The organism is Rubrivivax rivuli (assembly GCF_004016505.1).
In the GTDB taxonomy this organism is placed as follows: Bacteria; Pseudomonadota; Gammaproteobacteria; order Burkholderiales; family Burkholderiaceae_C; genus Rubrivivax; species Rubrivivax rivuli.
Genome location: NZ_SACR01000003.1, coordinates 79702 through 96806, shown reverse-complemented (window position 1 = coordinate 96806; position 17105 = coordinate 79702). Strand labels below are relative to the sequence as shown.

General features: G+C 65.0%; 20 protein-coding genes. 17 read left to right on the top strand and 3 right to left on the bottom strand.

All coding sequences use genetic code 11. From position 1 onward, the window contains the following. The first annotated feature begins 9 nt into the window (after positions 1-9). From EOE66_RS09060 to EOE66_RS21945, 7 genes are all read left to right on the top strand, one after another. Positions 10-621 carry a hypothetical protein gene (locus EOE66_RS09060; RefSeq protein ID WP_128228386.1) on the top strand — a complete coding sequence of 204 codons (612 nt, stop codon included), beginning with the start codon at positions 10-12 and terminating at the stop codon, positions 619-621. Between the two features lie 787 nt (positions 622-1408). Continuing rightward, the gene (locus EOE66_RS21745; protein ID WP_164885050.1) at positions 1409-1924 is read left to right on the top strand and encodes a DUF3577 domain-containing protein; all 516 of its coding nucleotides are present in this window, start codon (positions 1409-1411) and stop codon (positions 1922-1924) included. 5 nt (positions 1925-1929) lie between these two features. After that, positions 1930-2148 carry a hypothetical protein gene (locus EOE66_RS09050; protein WP_128228384.1) on the top strand — a complete coding sequence of 73 codons (219 nt, stop codon included), beginning with the start codon at positions 1930-1932 and terminating at the stop codon, positions 2146-2148. A gap of 709 nt (positions 2149-2857) precedes the next feature. Then, on the top strand, positions 2858-3538 hold the full coding sequence (locus EOE66_RS09045; protein WP_128228383.1) for a DUF3275 family protein: 681 nt from the start codon (positions 2858-2860) through the stop codon (positions 3536-3538). 623 nt (positions 3539-4161) lie between these two features. Beyond that, positions 4162-4410 carry a hypothetical protein gene (locus EOE66_RS09040; RefSeq protein ID WP_128228382.1) on the top strand — a complete coding sequence of 83 codons (249 nt, stop codon included), beginning with the start codon at positions 4162-4164 and terminating at the stop codon, positions 4408-4410. Positions 4411-4520: 110 nt separating this feature from the next. Next, positions 4521-5336, top strand: coding sequence for a ParB/RepB/Spo0J family partition protein (locus EOE66_RS09035; RefSeq protein ID WP_245478973.1), 816 nt, complete (start codon positions 4521-4523; stop codon positions 5334-5336). A 107-nt stretch (positions 5337-5443) separates the two neighbouring features. Further along, the gene (locus EOE66_RS21945; protein WP_205702670.1) at positions 5444-6010 is read left to right on the top strand and encodes a DUF7673 family protein; all 567 of its coding nucleotides are present in this window, start codon (positions 5444-5446) and stop codon (positions 6008-6010) included. Positions 6011-6126: 116 nt separating this feature from the next. Here EOE66_RS21945 and EOE66_RS09025 read toward each other — a convergent pair whose 3' ends face one another. Beyond that, complete coding sequence (locus EOE66_RS09025; RefSeq protein ID WP_128228381.1) at positions 6127-6603, bottom strand: DUF4902 domain-containing protein; 477 nt, start codon at positions 6601-6603, stop codon at positions 6127-6129. A gap of 111 nt (positions 6604-6714) precedes the next feature. On the opposite strand from EOE66_RS09025, the gene EOE66_RS09020 reads away from it, so the two are divergent. The 7 genes from EOE66_RS09020 (at position 6715) to EOE66_RS08990 (ending at position 12517) form a co-directional block, all read left to right on the top strand. Beyond that, the gene (locus tag EOE66_RS09020) at positions 6715-7431 is read left to right on the top strand and encodes a helix-turn-helix transcriptional regulator (RefSeq protein ID WP_128228380.1); all 717 of its coding nucleotides are present in this window, start codon (positions 6715-6717) and stop codon (positions 7429-7431) included. A gap of 638 nt (positions 7432-8069) precedes the next feature. Further along, the gene (locus EOE66_RS09015) at positions 8070-8258 is read left to right on the top strand and encodes a hypothetical protein (protein WP_128228379.1); all 189 of its coding nucleotides are present in this window, start codon (positions 8070-8072) and stop codon (positions 8256-8258) included. A gap of 384 nt (positions 8259-8642) precedes the next feature. Further along, positions 8643-9062 carry a hypothetical protein gene (locus EOE66_RS09010; protein WP_128228378.1) on the top strand — a complete coding sequence of 140 codons (420 nt, stop codon included), beginning with the start codon at positions 8643-8645 and terminating at the stop codon, positions 9060-9062. 177 nt (positions 9063-9239) lie between these two features. After that, positions 9240-9581, top strand: coding sequence for a hypothetical protein (locus EOE66_RS09005; protein WP_128228377.1), 342 nt, complete (start codon positions 9240-9242; stop codon positions 9579-9581). A 108-nt stretch (positions 9582-9689) separates the two neighbouring features. Further along, positions 9690-10154: a DUF6094 domain-containing protein gene (locus EOE66_RS09000; RefSeq protein WP_128228376.1), complete on the top strand. Its 465-nt coding sequence runs from the start codon at positions 9690-9692 to the stop codon at positions 10152-10154. Positions 10155-10434: 280 nt separating this feature from the next. Then, positions 10435-11007 (top strand): hypothetical protein, encoded by a 573-nt coding sequence (locus EOE66_RS08995; protein WP_128228375.1) that lies wholly within the window; start codon positions 10435-10437, stop codon positions 11005-11007. An 85-nt stretch (positions 11008-11092) separates the two neighbouring features. After that, entirely contained in the window at positions 11093-12517 is a 1425-nt protein-coding gene (locus tag EOE66_RS08990) for a DNA cytosine methyltransferase (protein ID WP_128228374.1), read from the top strand. Positions 12518-12841: 324 nt separating this feature from the next. On the opposite strand, the gene cadR is transcribed toward EOE66_RS08990, so the two are convergent. After that, the gene (cadR, locus tag EOE66_RS08985; protein ID WP_128228373.1) at positions 12842-13324 is read right to left on the bottom strand and encodes a Cd(II)/Pb(II)-responsive transcriptional regulator; all 483 of its coding nucleotides are present in this window, start codon (positions 13322-13324) and stop codon (positions 12842-12844) included. A 15-nt stretch (positions 13325-13339) separates the two neighbouring features. Further along, entirely contained in the window at positions 13340-13678 is a 339-nt protein-coding gene (locus tag EOE66_RS08980; RefSeq protein ID WP_128228372.1) for a YnfA family protein, read from the bottom strand. 114 nt (positions 13679-13792) lie between these two features. Between EOE66_RS08980 and EOE66_RS08975 the strand changes: the two genes are divergently transcribed. From EOE66_RS08975 to EOE66_RS08960, 3 genes are all read left to right on the top strand, one after another. Continuing rightward, a complete protein-coding gene (locus EOE66_RS08975) occupies positions 13793-14425 on the top strand; it encodes a cation efflux transmembrane domain-containing protein (protein ID WP_128228371.1) in 633 nt (210 codons plus the stop codon). Between the two features lie 13 nt (positions 14426-14438). After that, complete coding sequence (locus EOE66_RS08970) at positions 14439-15152, top strand: transglutaminase-like domain-containing protein (protein ID WP_128228370.1); 714 nt, start codon at positions 14439-14441, stop codon at positions 15150-15152. 618 nt (positions 15153-15770) lie between these two features. Beyond that, on the top strand, positions 15771-17084 hold the full coding sequence (locus EOE66_RS08960) for a TolC family protein (protein ID WP_128228962.1): 1314 nt from the start codon (positions 15771-15773) through the stop codon (positions 17082-17084). The last annotated feature ends 21 nt before the right edge of the window (positions 17085-17105 follow it).

Below are 17105 nucleotides of genomic sequence, written 5' to 3'. Positions count from 1 at the left end.
GTGCCACGGATGTATTTTGAGTCCGAACAATGGGTTGGGCCCTTTGCCTGGCAAATGGCTGCTGGCATGGCGGGGATTTGTGCGGTTTCTATGGCGTGGGCTGCGCCCCACAAGGTGCTGGATCTGCGCACCATGTCAGACCCCGCGGGAGGCTATGAGATTTCGTTGTGCTCTCGGCCATCGCCCAGCGGCAACATCCCAGGGCATGCGTTTGTCACGTATGCCCACCGGCCGAAACAAAACGCGCGGCCTCGGATTTTGTCACTGGGCTTCACCACATCATCAGGTGCAGCCAAGGCTGCGCTGAGCTACAAAGGCTGGTTGGGGGTGGACGCCGATGGCTACCTCAAGGAAGAAAACTACAGCAGCGTGAAGGAAAAGTGTCTCGTCGCGCAGGTGGACAAGTCGGCGTTCGACCGCGCATGGTCCTTTGCCTTCCCGCTGACCGACATTCCCGTCCTTGAGAGCCTCACGTTTAAAGGTATCTACACGCTGGGTGAAAATGATTGCATGGATTTCATGATCTTGGTGGCCACGTCGCTGAAAGGCGTTAAAGTGCCCCAACGCGGGGCGACGGAATTTCCACAGCCTTACCTTCGGCGCTTGATTGACTCCAACTGAGCGGCCTGGCTTTCTGAGCACAGGGTCGTATTCTCTTGTCCTTGCTGGGGCTAAAGCGAGCGAAACAGTCGAGGTTCGCAAACTTCCGTCGGGAACATGAACTCGCTGCTTGAGCGCCGCCGAGCCTGGCTTAACCCGTCAAGCAGATCCGCTGCGGCAGCGCGGCTCGAGGGTTGAGCGACCGCTCATCGGATGTCCATCGACAAAGTTCAACAGCTGCTCGGGGTCGGCAGTGAGCCGTCGCGGCCCACCGAAGCAGTCAGTGGCGTGGAGCTGATCAGCTCGCGCGAGGCCTGCGGCCGCTGTACCCCGTACAGCTGACCTTCACGCCGCCGGCGGTTGCCGGGCCCAGCGACCGCTTGGTGTCGGTCAGCGTGAGTACGCCCGCCGGCGGCCACCGGCTGCAACCGCTGCACAAGGGCCACTGGGCCCGGCTGTGGCCTGAGCTGCCGTTACCAGAGCTATAGCAGTGCTCCGAGGGGTGAACAGCACCTTTCCGACCATGCGCAGTCGCGCAGCAGCTCGCTTCCTGTGCATGTCAATGTCGCCCTTGCAGGCCTCGCCTGCCGCGCGCAGAATCCCAGACACTGCTCGACCGACAGCTTCGGTCCGTATGTGCCACGCACGGCACGCCCAACACCGCCAGGCTCCTGTAACAGCGGTGGTGGGGCTGGATCGCTTGATCCAGACCCACTGGAGTTCTTCTCTCTTCATCAACCCCATTGGGATGTCACACATCCCCGCTGGGGATGGTGCGTCCCCGTTTTTTCTTCAACGGAGATTCACCATGAACCAAGCTCAATCGCAACAAGCCCAGTCCTTCGACCTCATCATCGAAGGCGTCGGCTATCTGAACCGCGTCCGTCTCGTCACGCCGAAGAAGGGTCCGAAGTACCTGGCCTGCACCATCAACGCCATGATGGGCAGGGCGGACTCGGTCGAGTACGTCAGCATCGACTGCATCGTCGTGGGCCAGATCGCCAAGCTGGCGATCGACCAGCTCAAGGACGACGTCGACGCCAAGCACAAGGTCATCGTCGGCTTCCGCGCCGGTGACCCGAAGCCCGACTTCTACGAGTACCCCGATCGCGAATCCGGCGAAATGAAACAAGGCCAAGGCCTCAAGGCGCGCCTTCTGCAGGTGACCTTCGCCAAGGTCAACGGCCAGAAGATCGACATCCCGCTCGTGCCGCGCAACGCTGCTCCCGAGTCCGACGCACCGCGAGGTGACGACGACGAAGGCAGCCCCGGCAGTGCGTGCGGTGATGACAGCAGCCCACAGCGCGTCCCGGCTCACGCCTGAACGCAATGCGGCTGAACTACGACCAGCGCAAGCATCTGACTTCGGTGATCGACAAGGCCGCCATCGCGTACTTCGCGGTGGTTGGCTACACTTCCTACACCAAAGGTGACTGGTTGATGTTCGTGCACGCGCTCGTCGCGTTCGCGGTCATCGAAGCAGGAGCCTTGTGGGTGCTTCGGAGCCAAGAGGCACCGCAGCCAAAGGAGGTCAAGGATGTCGACTGAGCAGCAGATTGCTTCCGTCTTGATCGGATGGGTACTGATTGCCCTGTCCCTCGGCTCTGCCTGGTTCGTCCACTGGACGGATCGCAAGCACGCCGAGAAGGAGCGCAGATCCCGGAGCGAGTGATCGCCCCGCACCTTCACGCCCCAAGCCCTCCATGAGGGGGCTTTCTTCAGCGGCCAGCACAACAGGCCGATGAAGAAAGCCAAGTGCCCAAGTTCGTTCCCGTGTTGGCGGCTTCCCGGTAACTCAAGCCGCGCCCGGTTTGCATGTTCCTAAAACGTGATCCCTGACACCGTTCGGCTCCTGCAATGACGGTGCTGTCTTCGACCCCCGGGTCGCAAGGCACTGGAGTGCGATCGATGCACGGCCCGACTTCGCGGGCCATGAATGACCGGCGGAGCTCCCTGTGCACCCGAACCCCACAACTTCTGGCGTGCCACAGTACCCGCCCAGACGTGACCGGCTGAACCCCGCTCACGACGTTGTTGCTGGAACGGCGAGGCACAGCCTCGCCCTCTTCCTCTCCATCGTCCTCACACCTCGCTGAGCCGCTCGCTCAGCACCTGCTGATCCGGCCCCTGTCTTCTCAGGCTGGCTGGTCGCTGCACACCTCTCACCCCAACGCCTTGCGGGACTACCCAATCCCGCCAGGGATGGGCATGTCCTGGAGGCTTTTCTTCCCCACCAGCCTCAACCAAAGGAGCAGGCATGTCTATCCGAGTCCGCGGGACCATCACCATTCAGCGCAAGAACAGCGCACGGGGCGCCTTCAACATCGGCGACCTCAACACCGAGATCGGCGAGTTCGAGGTCAAGGATTCCCTCATCGAGGAGTTCGAGCCGGGCAAGTACACGGGCGATTTCCTCATCAAGTGGATCGCGCCGGACAGCTTCTCGTGGCGTGGCCGCGTATTCGTGAAGAACCGCGCCACGCTCGAAGAGATCCTGATCGACGAGGCCGACGAGACCGCGCCGGCACCGAGCTCGCCCCCCGAGCCCGATCCCATCGAATCGCAGAGCCACCAGCAGGCACATGCTCAGGCTTCGACTGCGACTTCGGCCGCAAGCATGGCACCCTCCCCTGAGTCGGCCGCGCCCACGCCGCGTCAGCCTCGCAGCAGCCCACGCGAGGGCAACGCCAACCCTGTGGCCGCCGCACCCGCTGCTGCCAAGCCTGCGAGCGACGTCGCTGCCGACGAGCAGCTGTTCGGTGACGAGATCTACGCGCTGCTCAAGCGCAAGGAACTCATCAAGCTCGACCCCTCGGTCGACCGCGAAATGTTCCGCAAGCAGCGCGATCGTCTTCGCACCCTGGGCTACGCCTTCGACCCCAAGTCGCAGTCGTGGTCCACGTCCACCCAACCTGCCAAGGAAGCCGTGCCGGCCTGACGGTCGGCGCACATCGGCCATGCATGCAAGCCACGTCGCCCACCGGCAGCGTGCTTGCACTGCTCACAGCTCGCGTCAGCGGGCTTTTTCGAGGGGAGCTCGGCTCTCCTGGAAAAAGCTCTCGCTCGCGCGGAATCGTCTCTTCAGGGAGGCCACAGCCCCATGTGTGGTGCCGTTTCGCGGTGAAGCGGTCAAGAGCGTCGTAGTGGTGTCCGTCAGTCTGCAAGAAGAGGACACGCCGGTCAGAAGCCAAGGCATGGGTTTCATACGCCCGGTAGCGCAGACGCTGTCGATCCTGAACACGGTCCATCCGGGCCGGGTTCTTCAAGCCCTCAGCCCATCCACGCTGGCCAGCGCGGCCGCGTTCGAGGTCTTGAACAACCAGGTTCACCAGAGCACACCGATTTCCCCGTTGATCGACCTCGCGTCGATCCGAAGGCACCGCGTCAAGGTGCGCCTAGGCCGTGCACACACGTGCATGGCCGCCTCACCTGAACTGGCTCCTGCAGGGGTTCAGGGGCTCCACAAGGGGCTGGGAGCTGCTTCGTTTTCATCAACCCACCGGGGAAGTTCGCCCCGCTGGGCGCTTCCCTTCCATCCCATCTCAACCGAAGGAAAGCACCATGAACTCAACAGCATCCACTGTCACAGCCACCAGCGCACTGAACGGCAGGCCCTTCGGGCTGCTGGCCAAGGCTTACTGCAACAAGCACCTGCCACTGACTGTCCTGCAGTCGGCACGCGGGTTCTACATCGGCACTGCGAGCGAAGACGGTCCCTGCAGCCGCGAGTCCGTGCAGTACTGGCCCCGCCAGGAGGCTGCCGACCTGGCCCTGGCCGCTGGCATGTGGACCCAGCGCTCCGAGCCCTGAGAAAGCACCTGCAGCCGGGTCGAGACCTGGCTGCGCAGTCCACACCATTCGTCGGCGGGCGCCCCTCTACCGAGGCGGCGCCCGCCTTCGTTCCATCTGAAAGACACCTCATGGAATCCACACCACAGAGCACGTCGGTGGCTGCACCTGACGTGCTGACAGTTCCCACTGGCCCCGAGAGCTGGCAGGAAGTGCTGCCGATACTGCTGGCCGCAGTCGAAGATGGTTCGTCGACGGGTGCGCGCATGGCCAAGGCGCACCTCGCCTCGATGGCCAAGGCAGCAGACTTCGCAGCCTCCGCGGCCTCGCTGGCCAGGCTGGACCCGCTGGTGATTCACACGCCGGCATGGTTGCGCTTCCGCGCGCCACAGTCCACCACTGACCAGGCCTTCGCTGCGCTGAAGGCCTCCATCACCACAACGGGCGGGAACGTGCAGCCGATCAAGGTTCGGCCCGGCCTGCCAGGGCGCTTTGAGCTCGTGTTTGGCTCCTTGCGCCTGCAGGCCTGTCTGGAGCTTGGCTTGCCCGTGCTCACAGCCATCGAGCCTGTGGACGCGCTTCGCGCGTTGGAGGAGCTCGATGCCTCCAACGGCATTGAGCGGGCATCCCTGTACGAGCGAGGCTGCCTGTACGAGGCCGCGCTGCAGGCTGGCCTGTACCCATCGCGGCGCCGCCTGGCGGAACGCCTGGGTCGAGACCTGTTTGACGTGGCCAACGCCTGCGGCCTGGCCCAACTGCCCAAAGAAGCCGTTGCCCTGCTGCGTGATCCGCGTCAGCTCACCACGGCTGCGGCCAAGCGCCTGGCTAAAGCCGTGGCCACTGATCCCGAGCGCTTCGCTGAACGAGTGCAGACCCTGGGTCAGCGATCGAGGCAGTCGGACAGGGCTCTGGCCCTCAAGGACTGGCTCAGCGCGCTGGCGCCCTGATGACTTGACGAGCTGAGGACCGTGCCGGCGGCTGCCGGCCGGTCTTCCCCTTCTCATATGCAGCGCCCGCCGCACGGCGTGCGCCACACACTTAAGGAGTTACTCCCATGGACCGACTTCCCATCAAGACCGCAACCACTGTCTCAGCGACGGTGGAGTTCCCTGGTGACAGGCTCAACGCCTTCAACGCCATGATCGAAGAGTTCAAGGCCGGCGACACGCGCTGGGACGCGGCCGCAGCGGATGCGCAGCGCGCTCGCGCTTCAAAGCAGGAGCAAGGCGTGGCATCCCTCAAGCGACTGTTCGACTTCGCCGAGAAGAACCGCACCGGCAGCAGCCGCGTGATCGCAGCCTTCCTGGCTTCGATCTACAACGGGGGGCGATTCCGGATGGACCTCACCGAGCTGCGCCTGCTCGGTGGCCAGTTCCACCAGGACGCGCTCAACGTCCTGGCCATGGACCACGCTCCCGAGTTGGAGATCCACCACTACTTCGAGGGCGGCGGCGACCGCTTGGAGCGGATGTTCAAGAGCTACGAGCTGCTCGACCTCATGAACGCATCGGCCGCCTTGTCGCAGATCGAAGGCTACGACGATGAGCAATTGCGCGCAGCGCTCAAGGCACACCCTCGCGCGGCCGAACGCTTGCGGCGAACGCTCGCAGCGTCAGGCTGACCTTCGCCAGGCGCCTACGCGCCGATGGCCACAAGGAGCCACAACGCCATGACGCCCCGTCCGAGAGACAGGCCGTCATGGCGCTTTTCTTCTTGTCATCTCAGTGCTACGCAGGCTCAGGCAGCCTTTCGCAATTCCCGGGCCTGGCGTTCCCGCTCATGCCCGTACGGGGGGGCAGCTTGCCGCGTCAACGTCAGCCTGCAGGCCACGGTATCAAGCCGATACTGCTTGGCCGCTTCGGCAGCATATTGCTGCCAGTTCAGGTCGTGAACCATCCGAGTGATTTGGGCGACGTGTGCCAGTTCCGAAATCTCGACTCCAGCCTCATCAACCAGCTTCAGGTTCGTCACGATTGCATTGGGGTCTGTCAGAATCGGGACGCCCTGGCGAACCTCGACCCAGTCAAATGCGATGTATAAGGTTTGGCCCTTGAACACGTTGGCCCAGTACGCGATTCCGCTGGCGCAACCTGCGTTGCCCAACCGAACGACGGTGGTGCTGAAGTGGCCCAAGTCCGGCATTCCAGATTCGTCCTGCGGCACGCACCACTCAATGGCCCGCTCATCGACAGCACTCCACGGCTGCAAGCTCATAGCGTTACTCCCTTGTTGGAAAGACAGGGCCTCACGATTGCACCGCAGCCCCTTAAGGGCAACTTGCAAGTTGAATAGCGCTGTGCAAAGCCAAGCGAGGAGGCGAGGCAGGTGAACAGTCAGCAGGCCTACCTGGATGTCGTCACATCGAGCGACAAGTTGACCTTCGAGAAGCGTCTGGTGGACTTCGCAGCTCGCAAGGGTTTCCCGCTTGTTTCGGCGATCCTGGTGCTCGACCGGCCCGCTGCTCCTGCTCAGTTCATCAGCATCGGCAATGTGCCCGATGCCTACAAGGCGAGCTACAACGACCCAGAGCTGTCGCGCAAATCACCTGTGCTGACGCGCCTGAAGCACCTGGCGCACCCCTTCACCTACGACCAGTCGCTGTACGTCAAGGACGGCGCAGGCCACCTGTGGGAGCACCAGGCGCAGTACGGCTACAAGACCGGCGTGGCCATGGCCATGCACATGAGCAACGGACGCCACTTTCTGCTCGGCTTCGACCGAGACGAGGCGCTCCCCGATGACGATCGTGAGCTGATCGGCCTCATGGCAGACCTGCAGCTTCTGGGCGCCTTTGCGCAAGAGACGGCGGTTCGCCTGCTGACGCCGCTGGCTGCGCCGGAGGTCGAGCTTCCGGTCCTCACGGCTCGCGAGTTGGAAATCCTGAGGTGGACCTCAGGGGGCAAGTCGGCAGAGGTGATCGGCAACATCCTTGGCCTGAACCGAGGCACCATCAATTTCCATCTTCAATCCGCGTCGAAGAAGTTGGGCGTGTCAGGCAAACACGCGGCAGTGGCCAAGGCAATCCAACTTGGTCTGCTTTGAAGCGACTGCCCGTCTGTCAAACCCTCTGCTGAATCACCTACGCCAAATATCGATTGGTAAGTGCAATTAGCCTCAACAGCGAAATACTCGCTGTTGAGGCTAGTTTCTTGACAACCTGACTGGGCGGGTTCTCAGTGAGGATTCACTGAGGCAGTGGAATCAACCGGCTGAGCTCCAACCGCCGCCGTTGGGGATTCTTCCGAAAACACTCAGCAGAAATTCAAGCATGTGGACACCTGAGCAAGTTGTTGATCGATGGGCGTATTCGAGCAAAGGCGCTGCCCCCATGCCACTGGCAACTTGCATAGTGGCTCACCGCGGCTGGCGCCCGGCCCCGTCCGTGCCGCCCGCGCAGGGAACCCCTTGCATGCTTCATGCCGGCGTGGTCGACCCCTTGCGCGTGTGAACGGCGCAGCTCAGAATTGAGTCGTTTTCTGCCCGGCCGTCAGCTTCGGCCCGTCAGTGCCACGCACGGCACGCCCTGACACCGACAGGCTCCTGTGAATCGGTGCAGCACGGACTTCCGGTCCGGCGCTGTGGAGTGTGGTTCTCCTGGTCCGAGTGGCATTGCCCCCAGAGCGCGTTGATCGTTGCGCGCGCTGTGGGGGCAATATCGCCCGTCCAGTCAGGAGCAAGCCATGGCTGCCACGCAGCACCCCCCCCATACCCAAGACGATGCCTCTCCCGAGCGCATGGCCGCCGCAGGCGTGCCCTTCGCACTTGCGCGCTGGTATCACCTCGTCGGTCGGCGCCTGAGTCGCGCCTCCGACTGGGACATCGAACGAATCATGCAGGTGCGCCTGCAGATCGCGCAGGCCGGCGGGTGACCGCCCGGCCATGCAAGCCCCGCCCTGTGCAGGACCTGGCCACGCCAGGTCCTGACGGGTTCTCCAAGCGCTTCGCACCGGCCCCGGTGCCCGAGCGCTTGCAGAACTCGCCCCAAGCCTGCGCCGCGACACACCAGTTGCAGCGCCCGCAGCTTCTGAGCTGCGACTGAGCGAACCGCCGTTCCTACTGCCCGACCGACAGCTTCGGTCCGTATGTGCCACGCACGGCACGCCCAACACCGCCAGGCTCCTGCAACAGCGGTGGTGGGGCTGGATCGCTTGATCCGGACCCACTGGAGTTCTTTCCTTCATCAACCCTATGGGGATGTCACACATCCCCGCTGGGGATGGTGCGTCCCCGTTTTCTCAACGAGGACACATCCCATGAACGCCAACGTCATTCCTGCTGGTCAGGCTGCCGACATCGAAGCCTCTGGTCAGTCCGTTGCCATCGGCAACTCGGGCGAGACCGTCGAAGTCTGGGAGTACTTCGCGCTGAACATCGACGACTTCGCCACCGCGAAGACCATCGTCGATCACTTCGACGCGAACCCCCGCATGCTGGAAAGTCAAGAGAACGACTTCCACGGCTTGTACGTGCGCGCCAAGCTCACGCTCAAGCGCCAGGCCATCGCCTACGCGCAAGCGCAGGCGGCCATGGAAAAAGCACGCGAGCAATCGCGCAGTGCCCGCAGCGCCCTGAAGTCCGCCAAGGCCTTCATCGGCGCCGTGTACAGCACCGCCAAGTCCGAGCCCACCGTGCTCATCGCAGTGGCCTTCGGGCTGCTCTGGTACTTCCGCTGACGCCGGCTCACGCTGGTCCAGCCGGTAAGCACCGGTCCTGCCGATCCCCTGGGATGCCTCGTGCATCCCAGGCTCAGCCCCCCCCCCATCTGATCGCCCCTCTTCTCAACCCCGCAGCGGAACCACAAGCCGCTGCGGCCGTGGCTTCGCTGTGCCCTTCTCTCAAGGAGTCCACGCATGAAGCCACATCACCTGAGCCTGGTTGCCGCGAGCATCGTCCCTACGGTCGCCATCGCAGCGCTACAGGTTCCGCCTGCAGCCGTCCTGAAGCCGAGCAGTGACCGCAAGGTCTTCTGGAAGGCCTACCTCGACTGGCTGAGCACCGCCACCGACGATGAGGCCGAGCAGCTCGACCGAGTGCTCGCCCAGCACGCGCACCACGTGCGCCCCTTGGTGGTCGCCATCAGCGACGCCATCCACGACCCGGCCACGGCCAGTCACCTGCCTGGCAGCCTGCTCGCCGAGCTGTACGCCGCCGGCTGGCAGCCTCTGCCGCGCACGCTGCAACGCGCAGCCTGACTGCGCTGCCGGCGCGTCATTGCAACCTGAGGCCCACCGTTCTGGTGGGCCCCTCTCCCCTCTCATCACCTCGGGCTTCAACGCGAAGCCTTCCTGGAGTCCATCCCCATGGCCCTGATCTTTCCGCGCATCGCGCAGAACTTCATCAAGAACGGTTACTTCCCCACCGACGTGCCCACGCTGGATCGCATCTGCTCGGCACTCGACATCGGCGGCAGCGCGGTACGCGTAGCGGACCCCTGCTGCGGCGAAGGCGCAGCGCTGCTGCACGTGTGCGAGCACCTGCAGTCGTGCGGCGCAGAGGTCAGCAGCTTCGGCGTCGACGTCGACGAAGAGCGCGCCTGGCACGCCAAGACCGTGCTCGGCACCGTGGCCCACGCCGATGTGCACGACGTGCGCATCACCGACCGCAGTATGGGCCTGCTGTTCCTGAACCCACCCTATGGCGACCTGGTCGGCGACAAGGCCGACACCGGCGATCGCAAGCAAGGCCGCGAGCGGCACGAGAAGGTCTTCTGCCGTCGCACCTTCAGCCTCCTGCACCCCGGTGGTGTGCTCGTGCTCACCCTCTGATCAGCCGTGCCGCGCACTTCGGCATGACCACTGTTCCAGAGAAGCGCTTCGGCGAGGAGCTGGTTCACGTCTACCCGCCGATCCAGGCTGAGCCTGATTGGGGTGCGTTCTTCCGTGCTGTGGACCCGTTCCTCTTCGACGGAAGCATCCAGCCGGGCCGCCTCGGTCAGGTCTGGGGTCTGCCGCCCTCTTAAGCCATCCATGCCGGCGCTGACCGGCTTGTCTTCACCACCTTGCGGGCCCCCATGTGGGGCCCGCCTCTTTTGACGAAGGAACCAACATGTCATTCATGACCGGCCACGAGCTCTGCCAGGCCGTGGAAGAACATCTCGCAACGCTGGGCTACAGGGTCTTCGGCGATCCGTCCGATGGCTGGACCTGGGAGCTTGGCGAATACGAGCCGAAGCTGCAACCCTGCGACAGCCAAGGCGAGGCCGCGGCCGCAGCCCTGGCCGACCTGGTACAGCGCACCGACGAGCTGCTCGATGCGGCCGAGACCGTTGTTGAACGGTGGGAGCGCGGCGATCTGGCCGCGGCCGTGCGCGAGCTGGACCTTTGCGTCAAGGCTCTGCGCGAACGCACTGACGATGCCGACGCAGTTGAGATCGACGACAGCGTGGACGGCTGGCTGCTGCACGGCGACGGACCTACAGGCCCGTGGACCGTTGGCGCTTACCTGGACCTGGACGACGCGCATGAGGCGGCCTTGGAAAAGGCACGTGCGTGGGTCGAAGAAGGCCACCACGTCGACCTGGAGCACTTCGCTCTCACCCTGACAGAGCACAAGTTCGTCCACGTCATCGGACTGGACGTGAGCGTCTTGATCGATCCGCTCCCCTTCAAGAGCGCCTGAGCTTCTTCATCCACAACCTCCCCCGAGCGGGCCGCCCCGCTTGGGGGAGGCCCCGACGGGGGGCATCAGCAAGGAGTCCCCTGCAATGCACGTCCTACTCCGCCATCTTGGCGAACACCGCGGCGCACCGCGCCTGTACCTCGACACCACCGCCCTGGCTACGGCCGGCTTCACGCCTGGCGTGTCCATAGACATCAGCTCCGGCGCCGCCGACGAGGCCCGACTCACTATCCGCGTGGCCAACGCCGGAAAGCGCAAGGTTTCTCGCAAGCAGCGCGGCAGGCAGGAGGTGCCCGTGATCGACATCAACAGCCAGCAGGATCTGCAGCCGTTCGCGGCAGCCGGCCTGGTGCGGGTGGTGATCGAGCCCGGCGCCGTTCATGTCCTGATGCCCGCCAGCGTGCGCAAGGCGCTGGCCAGGTCCGCCAGGCTGGCAGCAAAGCTCGCACTTGGCCAGCCCTTGCGAACGGCCGGCATCGCCTTTGGTGCCGGCATCGCTTCGGGAGCAATCCACGCAGGCCTAGCCGCCGGCGGCGTGTCATCCGAGTTGGCCTTGGCCAACGAGATCTGCGAGGAGTACCTGGACATCGGCAGGCAGTCGAACCCGGTGGTGGCCACAACCACCACGACGGCCGCCATGCCGATGCAGGAGCTCGCGCAAGACGAGTGGCTGCTCAAGCGCACCCAAACAGTGGAAATCCTTGAGGCAGGAATCCCCTGCTCGGGTGCATCCCGCGCGGGGGCAGCCAAACGGGGGCTCACGCGGATGGAAGACCATCCGCACGTGGGCCATCTGATCGGGGCCGCCCTGCAGGTGATCGCTGCGCTGCAGCCGGCCATCCTCGTGGTGGAGAACGTCGAGACGTACCGCAACACTGCCAGCGCTTCCATCCTTCGGGCTTGGCTGCGTGACGCGGGGTACGCGGTCGCCGAGACGGTGCTCAACGCCATGGACTTCGGAAGCCTGGAGGCCAGGGTTCGTTGGTTCCTGGTGGCTTACCCACCAGAGCTGCAGCTGGACTTGAAGGACATGGAGCCAGAGGACACCGCCAGGCATTGCCTGGGCGATCTTCTGGAACCGATGGACCCCGACGACGAGCGGTACCGCCGCGTGGACTACCTGAAGGACAAGCAGGAGCGCGATGCCGAAAACGGCAAGCACTTCAGCATGCAGCTACTGACGCCGGCATCCACGCTGGTGCCAGTGTTGCGCAAGGGGTATCACAAGGGCGGGTCCACCGACCCGCGGCTACTGCATCCCACCGACCCTGAGAGGTCGAGGCTGCTTACGGCCGCGGAGCACGCCAGGATCAAGGGGATCAGCCCCGAACTGGTGGACGGCGTGCCGGAGACGACGGCGCACCAGGTGTGTGGCCAGTCGGTGGACGTGAGACCGGTCAAGGCGATCGGGAGGCGGATCGCTCAGGCTCTGAAGGCCTCTGGTTGGCCTGGAGACGGGGTGCGAAGTGTCCCAAAGCAACCCGCCACGGGGTTGATGGCGGTTGGGTAGAAGGGCTCTGGCAGAAGCCGGTTTGGGTGGGCCAGCAGCTTTGCTGCTCGGCCCGCACTTTTCGGTCCCCTGGACTGGACAAGACTGGTTCAGACTGGGTGCAGCCGTTCGGATTCGGCCGGCGAATGTCGGCGGACACCGATACCTGACCTTGCCCGGCCTTCCGGGCGGCTGTCAGGTCAACTTCGAAACCGGGCCTTCGGTGGCCGCGGAGCTCGCAGCAGCGTTAGCCACGCGGCGGCAATGTACGGTCAATGACCGGTCCCGCTGGCCGCGAACTGGTCCTCTCGACCCTCAGGAGTCGTTGGTGCTGTAGGAGAGCGGTCATTCAGTCGTCGAGTTGTTAGCGCGACGCCCGCGGTTGCCATGGGCCCCTGACACATGCGGGCTTGCCGACCTGATGCTCGTCGCTGACGACGCCTGGACCAGCTTGTTCAGGATGCCGCAGTGCTCTGCATCGCGGACACCGGCGCATTGCTGGCGTAGCGCCTTGAGTTGCTTCTCCAACTGGCGCAACTCCCGAATGCGCGTAGCGACGTGGCCGATATGCTCATCCAGCAGCGCGTTGACCTCGCCGCATTCGGCTTGCGGCTCGTCCTTGAAACGCAGCAGCACACGGATCTCGTCCAGCGTCATGTCCAGCGACCGGCAGTGGCGCACGAAGGCCAGCCGCTCGACATGCTCAGGCCCATAGATGCGGTAGTTGCCCTCGCTGCGAGGCGCCAGTGGCAACAGGCCCTCACGTTCGTAGTAGCGGATGGTCTCGACCTGGGTCTGCGCCGCCAGCGCCAGTTCACCGATCTTCATGCCCGAGTCCCTTCCTCAACTTGCCGCCCTGGGCTGCAGGGCAATGATCGCCATGCCGACAAGGCAGATGCCTCCACCGAAAAGGTCCCATCGCGTCGGGACCACACCGTCGACGCGCCACAGCCAGATCAGGGCGACGACGACATACACACCGCCGTAGGCCGCGTAGGTACGACCTGCCGCGCTGGGATGCAGAGTCAACAACCAAGCGAACGCCGCCAGCGATACGGCCGCCGGCAGCAGCCACCAGACCGGCCGACCTTGCGTGAGCACGAGCCACGGCAGGTAGCACCCGACGATCTCGGCAACAGCGGTGACGAAGAACAGTCCTGTGACGCGAAGGAAGTCGAACATGGATCGAGGCTCTCGGCGTGCATGAAGGGGCGCCTAACACTCTGCAGCATAGTCGCTTGACTCTGGAGCCGCTACAGGGTTTCAAATGCCGGCATCGACACCCGAAAGCCACTCATGAGCGACTCCTGCGGCAGCCACGGCTGCGCCACTCCTGCGGCCAGCCAGAGCCCGCGCTACCGGCGCGTGCTGTGGGCGGCGCTGATCATCAACCTGGCCATGTTCGGGGTCGAACTGGCCGGCGGCCTGAGCTCGGGATCGGTGTCGCTGTTGGCCGACGCCGTGGACTTCTTCGGCGATGCGGCCAACTACGGCATCTCGCTGCTCGTGCTGGGCATGGCGCTGACGTGGCGCGCGCGGGCTGCCCTCTTCAAGGGCCTGAGCATGGGCGCCTTCGGCATCTTCGTCCTCGGACGCGCCGCCTGGTCGGCCGCTTCCGGCACCGTGCCCGAACCGATGACGATGGGCGCCATCGGCGCCCTGGCGCTACTGGCCAACGTGTCGGTCGCCGCGATGCTCTACGCCTGGCGCGAGGGCGACGCCAACATGCGCTCGGTGTGGCTGTGCAGCCGCAACGACGCGATCGGCAACGTGGCGGTGATGGCTGCCGCGCTGGGCGTCTTCGGTACCGGAAGCGGCTGGCCGGACCTCGCGGTCGCCTCAGTCATGGGCGTGCTGGCGCTGACCGCCGCGCGCTCGGTCATTCAGCAGGCACGGGCTGAGCTTCGCCCGTTGCCGGCGCACGCCTGACAGGAGCCACACCATGTCCGACGCAATGCACACCCTACTTGCCGCGACCCCGCTGCTGGATGTCAACCACCCCGACATCGAAGCGCTGGTGGCTCGCCGTGAATGGCGAACCCTGCCCCCCTACGACCGAATTGGCGCCGTGTACGACTTCGTCCGCAACGAAATCGCCTTTGGCTACAACGAGGGCGACGAGCTGCCGGCATCCAGTGTGCTGGCCGACGGCATCGGCCAATGCAACACCAAGAGCACGCTGCTGATGGCCTTGCTGCGCGCGGTGGGCGTTCCCTGCCGCTTCCACGGCTTCACGATCGACAAGCCGCTACAGAAAGGCGCAATCACCGGCCTGGCCTACTGGCTGGCGCCGCAGCGCATCATCCACAGCTGGGTCGAAGTGAGTTTGGAAGGCCGCTGGATCGCGCTGGAAGGCTTCATCCTCGACGCACCGTACCTGGCCAGCCTGCAGCGGCGCTTCCCGCAGGCACGGCGCTTCTGCGGCTATGGCGCCGCCACGCTCGACCTGTCGGCGCCCGGGGTCGAGTGGCTTGGCGAGGACACCTACATCCAGAAGGAAGGCATCGCCGACGATTTCGGTGTCTTCGACAGCCCAGACGCGTTCTACACGCGCCACGGCTCCAACCTGTCAGGCATCAGGCGCTGGCTGTATGAGCGCGTCATCCGCCACGGGATGAATCGCAACGTTGCGCGCGTCCGCGCCTCGAAGTGGTGAAACCCCACGACTTGCTCGCCCTGCATGCGCCTGAACAAACCCTGTAGCAGCTAGACTCTCGATCGTGCGTCGGATCCTCGCCATTTTTCTGCTCGCCATGCTTCCGCTCCAGTTCAGCTGGGCAGTGGTCGCGTCTTATTGCGCGCATGAGGCTCAGGCTAGTACCGGACATTTTGGTCACCATGACCATGAGCACCACGTCCACGCCGGCAGCGATGCCGGGCCTGCTGCAGATGCGGGTGCAGATCTGACTTCGTCTCCAGACGAGGCTGGTGGCGTCAGGGGCGACAAGTTGCCTGGCGCCATGGACCTGGACTGCGGTCATTGCCACGGCACCTGCAGCGCGATGCTGACATTGCCGATAGGCCTGCCTGGTGCGCTCTCGACCGCGCTGCCCAGCGCCACCCTCGACGAAACGGGTGGTGCACACGCACCGACCCGACCCGAACGCCCTCAGTGGCTGCCCCTTGCCTGATCGGCGAGGCGGGTCTCTTCCCCTTCTGAAGCCCGTTCGCGCCTGAGTGCGCGCCGCAGCGTGCGGCGCCGTCGGGCACGACGCGACCTGTTGGTCGCCGCTTGCCGATCTCCCGTGGGTTGTTTTCAACACTGGAGCATTGGATGAGATATCGAACTCGAACGAAGGTCTGGCTGTTGCGCGCGAGTGTGGCGGGCGCTGCGACCCTGTGCGGCGCGGCCGTGGCGGCGCAGACAGCCGCGGATGCTGCAAATGCCGCAGTGGCGCCCGCAGCAGGCAGCACGGAAGCCGCTGCAAGCCCGTTGAATCTGCGACAGGTCTTCGACGCTGCCTGGTCCCGCCAGCCTGAAGCCCTGGCGCTGCAGGCGCGGCGCGACGCCGCACGTGCTCAGCAGAGTGCCGCCAAGGCCTGGACGCCTCAGCCGGCAGCACTGGAAGTCTCGAACAGGACCGACCGCCTGGGCAACAACCAGGGCGCGCGTGAAGTCGAAGTTGGCATCGCTGTGCCGCTCTGGCTGCCCGGTGAGCGTGGTCGCAGTGCAGCCATGGCCGACGCCGAGGGCGCGGCCATCGAAAGCCGGGCCAACGCAGCGCAACTGCGCGTCGCTGCCGCTGTTCGCGATGCGTGGTGGCAGTGGCAGCGTGCGCGCATCGAGTTGGTGACCGCCCGCGAGCAGCTCGCAAGCACCCGCCTCATCGCCGCCGACGTTGCGCGGCGTGCGAAGGCTGGCGATCTGGCCCGCGCCGATCAGCATCAGGCCGACGGCGCGGTAGCCGGCGGGGAAGCCGCTGTTGCGCAGGCTGAGGCCGGCCTCGCGCTGGCTCGACAGCATCTGCGTGCACTGGCCGGCGCCGCACCCGCCTTGTCCGGCGCTGACGACAGCCTGGCAGAGCCGGATCCCGGCGCCTCAGCCACCGAGATCGAAGCGCATGCTGCGCTTCAAGAGCTTAAGGACCGTGCCGCCGTGGCGCAGCGTTCCGTCGAACTCATTGCCACCCAGTCCCGCGCCAACCCTGAGCTGATGCTGGCCACCACGCGCGACCGCGGGGCGCGCGGCGAGGCGTCCCAGCAAACCATCACGCTGGGCATTCGCATCCCCTTCGGCGCCGGCCCGCGATCCGACGCCCGCAGCGCCAACGCACGCGCTGAAGCCATGGAGATCCAGGCCCAGCTGGCTCTGGAACGTGAGCGCCTCACTGCAGAACGGGAAGCGGCGCGCATGCGGGTCGAAGCCTCGCGCACGCAGCTGGTCGCTGTCGAAAGGCGCGCGCAGCTGGCCCGCGAGTCGCGAGGCTTCTTCGACAAGTCTTTCCGGCTGGGTGAAACCGATCTGCCGACACGCCTGCGCATTGAGGCCGAAGCGGCCGAGGCCGAACGCCAGGCCGCACGCACCCGCATCGAGCTCGCTGCAGCGATCTCTGCATGGCGCCAGGCCCTGGGACTTCTGCCCCAGTGACACGCCCGTGACGCCACTCCA